This window comes from Streptomyces sp. NPDC052396 (genome assembly GCF_044593195.1).
GTDB lineage: Bacteria > Actinomycetota > Actinomycetes > Streptomycetales > Streptomycetaceae > Streptomyces.
Genome location: NZ_JBIUAW010000010.1, coordinates 103,040 through 112,665 on the forward strand (window position 1 = coordinate 103,040; position 9,626 = coordinate 112,665).

A 9,626-nucleotide genomic window follows, 5' to 3' on the forward strand; every position below is an offset into this window, starting at 1 on the left:
TGTTCAAACCGGTCCACCTCCCGTCTTCTCGTCGTCGGCGGCGAGCGAGGCGAGGAGCGCCTCGAAGGCCCCGAACATGGCCTCGATCAGTCCTGGCGGGAATGCGTCCGCGACGTAGTCCCATGTGCACACCAAGTGGCCGTCGTTCTCGCTCACCTGGTGGTCGAGCAGCACCTGCGGGGTCTGGCTGATGGCGTGGACGGGCCGGACCCGCCAGGCGGGCGCGGCGGTGTTTGTGGGTTCGGCGGGGCGGAGGGCGCTGGTGAAGACGACGGGCATCCGGGCGGCGTCGGGGGTGCCCCGGTCCCGTCGCAGCATGCGCAGGACCTCGACGCCGCTGACGACGCGGTGTTCGAGGTCCTGCCAGATGCGTTCCTGGAGGCGGCGGGACCGGTCGTGGAGGGTGTCACCCTCGCCGTCGACGGCGAGCAGGGTCGTGCTGGTGAAGTCGCCGACGATGTTCTCGACTCCGGGGAGCAGGGGCGGGCGGTGGAAGGTGGTGAGGTTGAGGGTGAAGCGGGGTTCGCCGCTCCATTGGGCGAGCACGTCGCCGAAGGCGGTGCAGATCAGTGCGGCGGGGGTGACGTCGGCGGCGGCGGAGCCGCGCCGCAGCCGGTCCCAGGCGTCGGGTGCGAGGCGGGTGGAGAGCCGGGCGAACCGGGGCGCGGCCAGTTCCTCGGGGCGGCGCAGGAGCGGCAGTTCCGGAGGCGGGGGCAGATCGGGCAGCCGGTCGCGCCAGTAGGCGAGGGCGCGCTCGCGCGGCTCGCCCGCGCCGTGGGCGCGGAGTGCGAGGACGTAGTCGCGGAAGGAGCATCCCAACGGCGGCAGTTGGGTGTCCGGGTCGTGGTAGAGGGCGAGGAGTTCGCGGGTGAGGATGTGGACGCTGTGGGCGTCGGCGGCGAGCAGGTCCAGGCTCAGGTGGAGGCGGGTGCGGACCTCGTCCAGGCGGTGGGTGCGCAGGTCGAACAGCGGCCAGGCGGAGGAGTCCCGTACCTCGTGGGACATCTGGTCGCGTACCCGGTCCAGTTGGTCCTGTGCGTCCGCCCTGCCGCGCAGGTCGGTGTGGGCGAGGACATAGGGCGGCACGTCGCGGAGCACCTGTTGCAGTCCGTCGGGGCGGACGACGAGCCGGAGGGCGTCGTGGCGGTCGATCAGGCGGCGGACAGCGGCTTCGAGGCGGGCGGGGTCGAGGTCCTCGACGTCGAGTTCCAGGTAGGTGTGGGTGGCGACGCCGCCGAGGGAGAGGGCGGCGTGGCGGCCGAGCCAGTAGGCCTGCTGGATGTCGGTGAGCGGGAACGGCTCGTGGCGGGAGGCGGGGTCGACGGCCGGGGCCGGGGCCGGGGCTTTCGACTCCCTGTCCTGCGCGGACAGTTCGGTGATCGTCGTGGCGAGGCCGCCGAGGGTGCGGGCGTCGAAGAGCCGGGCGAGGGGCACCCGGAGGGCGAGGCGGGACTCGATGCGGGTGATGAGGGTGATCGCCACGCGTGAGGTGCCGCCGAGGGCGAAGAACCCCGCGTCGGGGTCGGCCTCGGCCACACCCAGGAGCTCGCACCACAGCTCCGCTAGCCAGTCGGGTACGGGGGTGGCGGACGGCGCTGCGGGGCGGTCGGACTCCCGTGCGGATACGAGGTGTTGGAGCGCGGCGCGGTCGACCTTGCCGTTGGAGGTCAGCGGCAGCCGGTCGAGGAGCCGTAGCGTGGCGGGGACCATGTAGGCGGGCAGGCGGGCGGCGAGGGCCTGCCGGAGGGCGTCGGGGGTGTCGGCTTCGTCCGTGACGGCGAAGGCCACGAGGCGCTTCTCGCCCCGGGGCGCGCCGACGGCGATGACGGCGCCGGAGGTGACGCCGGGCAGCCGCTCCAGTACGGCCTCGATCTCGCCGAGTTCGACCCGGAATCCGCTGACCTTGACCTGGTCGTCCTGCCGGCCCAGGAACTCGAGGGTGCCGTCGGGCAGGTGACGGGCGAAGTCCCCGGTGCGGTAGAGGAGTTGTCCGGTGGCGGGGTCGGTGACGAAGCGGTGGGCGGTCTGTTCGGGGTCGCGCCAGTAGCCGCGGGCGACGCCGGTGCCGCTGATGTGGAGCTCGCCGGGGACCCAGTCGGGACGGGGGTACAGCCGGTCGTCGAGGACAGCGAGGCCCTGGTTGTCGAGGGGGGTGCCGTAGGGGATGCTGCTCCATCGCTCGTCCACCGCACTGATCTCGTACCAGACGGACCAGATGGAGCCCTCGGTGGCGCCGCCGAGGCTCATGACCGTGGCGCCGGGGGCACAGCGTGCGCGGATGCGGTCGGGCAGGGCGAGGGGTATCCAGTCGCCGCTGAACAGCACCGCCCGCAGGGTGCGCAGGGCGTCGGGGGCCAGGGCCTCGGCGTATTCGGTGAGGAGGGTGCCGAGGGCGGGGACGGAGTTCCACAGGGTGATGTGTTCGCGGCGTATCAGGCCGGCCCAGTGACCGGGGTCGCGGCGGCGCTCGTGGTCGGGGAGGACGACGGTGCCTCCGGCGGCGAGCACGCCGAACAGGTCGTAGATCGCGAGGTCGAAACTGAGCGAGGAGACCGCGAGAACGGCGTCGCCGGGTCCGACGGAGAAGCGGCGGTTGACGCATTCCAGGGTGTTGGCGGCGCCAAGGTGGTCGATCATAACGCCCTTGGGTTCGCCGGTGGAGCCCGAGGTGAAGATGGTGTAGGCGAGGTCGGTGAGGCCCTGGGCGGATTCCAGGGGGCCGGTGCCGGGGTCGAGTGCGGTGTCGTCGTCGACGGCGAGCACGGTGACGCCGACGGGCACGGCAAGGGTGTCGAGCAGCGCCTGTTCGGTGAGGACGAGCTCGGCCTCGCCACGGCGCATGAGGCGGACGAGCCGTTCTGCGGGCTGCTCGGGGTCGAGCGGCAGGAACGCCGCCCCGGACTCCAGGACGCCGAGGGCGGCAACGGCCTGCTGCCACCCCTTGCGGGCCACGACGGCGACGAGCTGCCCGGGGCGCGCGCCCAGGCGGCGCAGCGTACGGCCGATGCGCCGGGCGTGCCCGGTGAGTTGGCGGTATGTGAGGCGGATGTCACCGTCGACGAGCGCGGTCAGTTCGGGGTGGCGGCGGGCTGCGTCGCCGACCGCCTCGTGCAGCAGCCGGGTCGGCAGGGGTGCCTCGGTCGCCGCGATGCGCTTGCGCACTTCCGCTTGGGCTGCGGGCAGTTCGGGGCTGCCGGGGCGCTGCCAGGCGGTGGGATCGGTCGCGAGGCGGTTCAGCGCGTCGGTGTAGGCGGCGAACATGGCGTCGAGGACGCCGGGTGCGAACAGGTCCTCGACGGCGTCCCAGTTGAAGACCAGGGCGCCGTGGTCCTCGGCGACTTGGTGGTCGAGCTGGACCTGCGGGGTCTGGCTGACGCCATGGGCCGGTTCGCCCAGGGGCAGGGCGGCGTCGGGGGCGGTGTCGCCGACGACGGGCAGGTTGGAGGTGAAGACGACGGGGGTGACCGGGCGGGGCGGGGCGTCGTGGTGCTGGGCCCACTCGCGCATGACGGTCACTCCGCTGACGGCGGAGTGGTCCAGGTCCTCCCAGAGGCGGCTCTGGAGCCTGCGGGCCCGAACAGTGAAGTCGCCGGGCCGGCTGTGGTCGACCTCGAGCAGGGACAGGGAGGTGAAGTCGCCGACGACGGCGCCGATTTCGGGGTGCACGGGCGGGCGGTCGAAGACGGTGAGCATCAGCGAGTAGCGGGGGCGGGCGCTCCAGGCGGTGATCACTTCGGCGAACGCGGCCAGCAGTACGCCGGAGGGGCTGAGCCCGGCGCGGCGGGCACGCTCCTTGACGGCAGCCCAGCGGGTGGCGTCAAGGCGGCCCGAGCGGCGTACGAAGTGCGGGGGACCCTCGGCTGGGACAGCCAGGGGGAGTTCGGGGCCGGGCGGCAGGCCGGGCAGGCGCTCGCGCCAGTACCGTTCGGCCGTCTCGTGCCCGGCGGACGCGCGGAGTGCCTGCTGATGCAGGACGTAGTCCCGGAAGGTCGCGGTCAGAGGCGGGAACGTCCAGGCGGGGTCGGCGTAGCGGGCGGCGAGCTCGGTCATGACGAGGCCGAAGCTGTGGGCGTCGCAGACCAGTGCGTCCACGCCGATGTGCAGCAGGGCGCCGTCGATGCCGAGCGAGACGCGCACATCGAACAGCGGCCAGCGGTCGGCGGGCAGCACCTGGTGGGACATCTCCCGTCGCAGCGCGTCGCGTTCGCGGCGCTGCCCGTTCTCGTCCAGGGTGCGCAGGTCGCGTACGGCAGGCTGGTACGGCGGGACGTCGGGCAGTACGCGCTGGAGGCCGTCGGGGCCGATCACCGCGCGCAGCATGGGGTGGCGGTCGATCACGCCGCGCAGTGCGTGCGTGAACCGGTCGGTGTCGAGCCCGGGGGCCGCGATCTCCAGGTAGGCGTGGGTGGAGACGCCGCCGAGCGCGAAGCCGTCCTCCCGGCCGACGTAGTAGGCCTGTTGGACGTCGGTGAGGGGGAAGGGCTCGTGCCGTGCGGCGGGATCGGGCGTAAGCGCGGCCCGTTCTTCCGGGGCTTCGGGACGGGCGTCGTCGATCCGGGTGCCCAGTGCGGCGACGGTGGGGGCCTCGAAGACGTCGCGCAGCCCGAGCCGCACCCCGCACCGGGTGCGCAGTGCGGCTGCCGCGCGGGCGGCGAGCAGGGAGTGGCCGCCGAGGAGGAAGAAGTCGTCGTGGGCGCCGAGTGGGCCGTCCAGGCCGAGGAGTTCGGCGAAGACCTCGGCGACCGCGGTCTCGGAGGCGGTCCGCGGCGCGACGAAGGCGGCGCGGGCGGCGCCCGGGTCGGGTGCGGGCAGGCGGAGGTGGTCGGTCTTGCCGTGGGCGGTGACGGGCAGGGCGTCGAGGAGGGTGAAGGAGGTGGGTACGAGGTGAGCAGGGAGGCTGCGGCGCAGGAAGGCGGTCAATTCGGCTTCCGGCGCGGGAGCTTCGCGCAAGGCCGGGCCGGGCTGTACGTAGGCCCACAGCCCCGTGGCATCGGGGTTGGCGATGACGGCGGCGGAGCGGACGCCGGAGTGGGCCAGCAGGGCCCGTTCGACCTCGGCCGGCTCCACGCGGTGGCCGCGGATCTGCACCTGCCGGTCCACGCGGCCCAGGAGTTCCAGCCGCCCGTCGGCGCGCTGGCGGGCGAGGTCGCCCGTGCGGACCGCCCGGGCGCCGGGCGGCCCGTAGGGATCGGGCAGGAAGACGGCGGCGGTCGCCCCCGGGCGGGCGTGGTAGCCACGGGCCACGCAGGCGCCTCCGGCATGGAGCTCACCGGGCATCAGCGCGGGCAGCGGCCGGAGTTGAGGGTCGAGGACGCGGGCGCTGACGCCGGTGAGGGGGGTGCCGACGGGGCAGCGTGCCAGAAGGGCGGTTTCGGGCGTGACGAGGGCGGCGGTGGCGTCGGCGGCGGTCTCGGAGGAGCCGTAGAGGTTGAGCAGGGTACGGCCGGGCAGGCGGGCGTGGAAGCGCCGGGCGAGCTCGGGGTGGAGGGGTTCGCCGCTGGTGATCCAGGTACGCAGACAGGCCAGCCTCTCATCGAGGTTGACGTCTTCGTCCATCAGCATGGTCAGCAGCGAGGGCACGGTCACCATGCGGCTGACCCGGTGCCGTTCGAGGGCGGCGGTCAACTGGGCGGGGTCCCGGGCCTCGTCGGCGGGCAGCAGGACGAGAGGGACACCGGCCGACAACGGGCCGAAGAGCTCCCAGACGGCATCGACGAAGCCGGGTGCGGTACGGGCCACGGCGACGTCCCCGGCCGCGAAGGGGTGGGCGGCGCTCATCCACTCGATCCGGTTGACCGTGCCCCGGTGCAGGCCCATGACGCCCTTCGGGGTGCCGGTGGATCCGGAAGTGTGCACGAGATAGGCGAGGTTGTCGGGGTGCACGGGGAGATTCAGGTCGTGGCCCGGCTGCCGGGCCACGGCGGCGGCCTCGTCGCGCAGGAAGGCGGGGGTGACGACCACGGCGGGCCGGGCGTCGGCGAGGATCGCGTCCAGCCGCTCGGCGGGGTGGTCGGGGTCGAGGGGGACGTAGGCAGCGCCGGCCTTGAGGACGGCGAGGGCTGCGGTCACGGCGTCGGTGCCGCGCGGGAGCCGCAGAGCAACCCGGTCCTCGGCACGGACGCCGAGGGCGCGCAGATGGCGGGCGAGCCGGTTGGCGCGGGCGTTGAGGGCGCGGCAGGTGATCCGCTGGTCGCCCTCGACAAGGGCCACCGCGTCAGGTGTCTTGACGGCGCGGGCCTCGAACAGGCCGTGCACGGTGGCGGAGTCGCCCGGGGCGGAGAGGGGTGCGGGTACGGGCGGGGCGGGCAGGAGCCCGCAGGGCACGGCGGGATCGGCGGCGGCCTGTGCGAGGACGGCGCGCAGCTGGCCGGCGAGCAGGGACACGGTGGTGTCGTCGAAGAGATCGCGGTCGTACTGGAAGGCGATCTGCAGCCCCTCGCTGCGCTCGCGCACTTCGACGACGAGGTCGAACTGCGCGGTGCCGAGGTCGACGTTCTCGGCTGTGACGTCCAGCCCGGGCAGGGTGACGGCGGGGGCGGGGCGGTGGGCCACGCACACCACGTTCACGGGCGGTTCGGCGGCATTGGAACGGTCGGCGGGCAGGAGCTCGAGGGCCTTCTCCAGGGGCAGTTCCTGGTGGGCGTAGGCGTCGACGAGCCGTTCGCGGACGTGGCGCCACAGGTCGCGGAACGAAGCCCGTCCGTCGGTCTCGAAGCGCAGCAGCAGGACGTTGACGAAGTAGCCGATGAGGCGCTCGAGTTCGGGCCTGGTGCGGCCGGCGACGAGGGTGCCGAGGGCGAGGTCGTCCTGACGGCCGGTGCGGCGCAGGACGACGAGCAGGGCGGTCAGGACGAGCATAAACGTCGACCCGCCCTCGCGGTGCCGCAATTGATCGAGCTCCTCGGTCAGTCCGCGCGGCAGCAGCAGGGTGTGGTTGGCGCCCTCGCCACGCCGGGCGGCGGGGCGGGGCCGGTCGGTGGGCAGGTCGGTACGGGGCAGTTCGCGCAGAGCGTCGGACCAGTACGCCTCGAGGGCCGACAGCTCTGCTCCGCCCAGCCGGCTGCGCTGCCAGTGCGCGTAGTCGCCGTACTGGACGGGCGGCGGAGGCGTGCTGTCCGGCCGCCCGGCGCGCAAGTCCCGGTAGCTCACGACGAGTTCCTCGAGCAGGATGCCGTTCGACCAGCCGTCGGTGACGGCATGGTGGACGGCGAGCAGGGCGACGTGCTCCTGCGGGGCCAGCCGGAAGAGGGTGACCCGCAGCAGGGGCCCCTGGGCCAGGTCGAAGGGGCGGCGGGCCTCCTCGCGCATCAGCCGCGCGGTGTCGTCGGGCCGCCCGGTGAGGTCGACGAGGCGGACGGGGACGTCGGCCGGGGGGTGGACAACCTGGGTGAGGCGGTCGCCGTCGAGCCGGAAGGTGGTGCGCAGGACTTCATGGCGGCGGACGATGCCGCGCAGCGCGCCGCGCAGGGCGGTGAGGGACAACGGGCCACGGAGGCGCAGAGCGGTGCCGTAGTTGTAGGCGGAGGGCAGCAGGCCGGCGAGCAGCCACATGCGTTCCTGGCCGTACGAGGGCGGGGGCTCCGCGTCGCCGCGAGGACGAAGGGACGAACCCTGGCGGGTGGTCCGGGTACGCAGGATCTCCTCGAAGGCCGCGCGGCGTTCGGGAGAGAGAGCGTCGATGCGGGCGGCCAGCTCGTCCCGGTCGGTGTCGGTCACCGTGGCTTCCCTTCCCCCTGTGCGGTGGTGAGGCCGAACTCCTCGGCCAACGCCACCGTGCCGGCGACGAGTTGCAGCAGGTTCTCTCCGGTGGCCCTGCGGCCCGGTGGCGCGTCGGCGAGCCGGTCCAGCAGGGTGCGCACGGCGTGGGGTTCGAAGAAGGGGTTGTCGCGCAGCGCGGCGTCGTCGGTGTGCTCGCGCAGGGCGGCGAGCATGCTGTCGTCGTCGACGACGGGGGGTGCGAAGAATCCCCGTTTGGCGCCTTCGGCGACCTCGCGCGGGAGCCGGTCGTGCAGGGCGGCCCGCAGTGGGTATTTGCCGGCGCCGTCCCGGTCGTACCAGGCCAGCGGGGTGTGGCGGACGACATCAAAAAGGTGGTGGTCGAAGAAGGGCATCCGGACCTCGACGGCCTGTGCCGCGTCGAGGCGTTCGGCGGCGAGGAGGTAGCCGGGCAGGCGGCTCTTGGCGAAGAGATAGGCGGCCTGGTGCACGGGGGCACGTCCGTCGATCCGTGCGGCCCCGTCGGCGAGGAGAGGCGCGGCGGCGTCGGCTGCGGCGAGTTCGGCGGCGAACTCCGGGCGCAGCAGTGCGGTGAGGGGCTGGACGACGGTGAGGTGGCGGTCGACGATCCAGGTGGGCAGAAAGCCGAGGGTGCCGAGGAGGCCGCGCAGGTACGCGGGCAGCACCCCGTCGAGCCGGGCGTAGCCGCGGGCGGCGCGGGCCCGGGCCTCGCCGGAGAGGCTGAGGGCGAGATCCTTGCGGAACTGGGGGTAGCCGAGGAACAGTTCGTCGCCGCCCTCCCCCGCGAGGACGGCGGTGAACCCCTCCTTCTTGATGTGTGCGCTGTGCAGGTGGCGGGCGATGCCGTGCGCGTTCTCCTGGACCATCTCGCCGGCCCGTACGACGTCGCGCAGGTGGTCGGCGAACCGGGCGCGTTCGGAGGGGACTTCGCGGTGGGCGATGCCGAGTGCGGCGGCGGTGCGGCGGGCGACGGGGCTCTCGTCGTAGGCGGGGTCGTCGAAGCGGACGGTGAAGGCGGTGATGCCGCCGGGGCCGGTGTGGTGTGCGGCGCAGGCGGCAACAGCGGTGGAGTCGATGCCGCCGCTGAGGTGGCAGGCGAGCGGCACATCGGCGACGGTGCGAAGCCGTACGGCCTCCTCGAACTGCTCGCGGACGGCGGCCAGATGCTCCTCGGGCCGCAAGCTTCCCGTGGCGAGTTCGTCGCCGGGCGGGTAGTCGAGGTCCCAGTAGGGCGCGATACGGACGCCGTTCACATCGGCGGTCAGGGAGCAGCCGGGCGGGAGTTGCCGGATGCCGGTGAAGAGGGTGCGGTCGGTGGGCAGGCCGAGCTGGAGGTGGGCGGCGAAGGCGGCGGTGTCCCAGCGGGTGGGGGCGCCGCAGGCGAGCAGGGCCTTGATCTCCGAGGCCACATACAGCCGTCCGCCCCGCTCGGTGTAGTAGAGCGGCTTGACGCCGAAGCGGTCGCGGGAGGCGAAGAGGGTGTCGTGGCGCTCGTCCCAGAGCACAAACGCGAACTCCCCGCGCAGCCGTTCCAGGGCCCGCTCGCCGCCGTCGCGCAGGTAGAGGTGCAGGGCGATCTCGCTGTCGCTGCCGGTGCGGAAGCGGCAGCCGGCGGACTCGAGTTCGCGGCGGATCTCCCGGTAGCCGTAGAACTCGCCGTTGGCGACGAGCTGTACGGCACCGTGCGGGCCCGCGACCGGCTGGTGCCCGGCGGCGGGGGCGATCACGGCGAGGCGGGTGTGGCCGAGCGCGGCACGGCCGGCGGGCGACACCCAGGTGCCCTCGCCGTCGGGGCCACGTGGCCGTAACTCGGCCATGGGCGCCGCGAGTTCGCTGCCGTCGAGGCCGCCGTCGGCGGAGTGGATCGCGACGATGCCGCACATATTGCC

General features: G+C 73.6%; 2 protein-coding genes. Both read right to left on the reverse strand.

The window, feature by feature from the left end:
* Positions 1 to 3: 3 nt before the first annotated feature.
* A complete protein-coding gene (locus tag ACIHFE_RS25270; RefSeq protein WP_400109894.1) occupies positions 4 to 7,716 on the reverse strand; it encodes an amino acid adenylation domain-containing protein in 7,713 nt (2,570 codons plus the stop codon).
* Positions 7,713 to 9,620, reverse strand: a complete 1,908-nt coding sequence (asnB, locus tag ACIHFE_RS25275) for an asparagine synthase (glutamine-hydrolyzing) (protein ID WP_400109896.1) — start codon at positions 9,618 to 9,620, stop codon at positions 7,713 to 7,715. The genes ACIHFE_RS25270 and asnB overlap by 4 nt, the downstream gene beginning before the upstream one ends.
* Positions 9,621 to 9,626 lie beyond the last annotated feature (6 nt).

What these genes read in the sequence shown, in the direction of transcription:
- asnB (WP_400109896.1), bottom strand. Translation starts at nt 9,620, where the DNA reads ATGTGCGGCATCGTCGCGATCCACTCCGCCGACGGCGGCCTCGACGGC.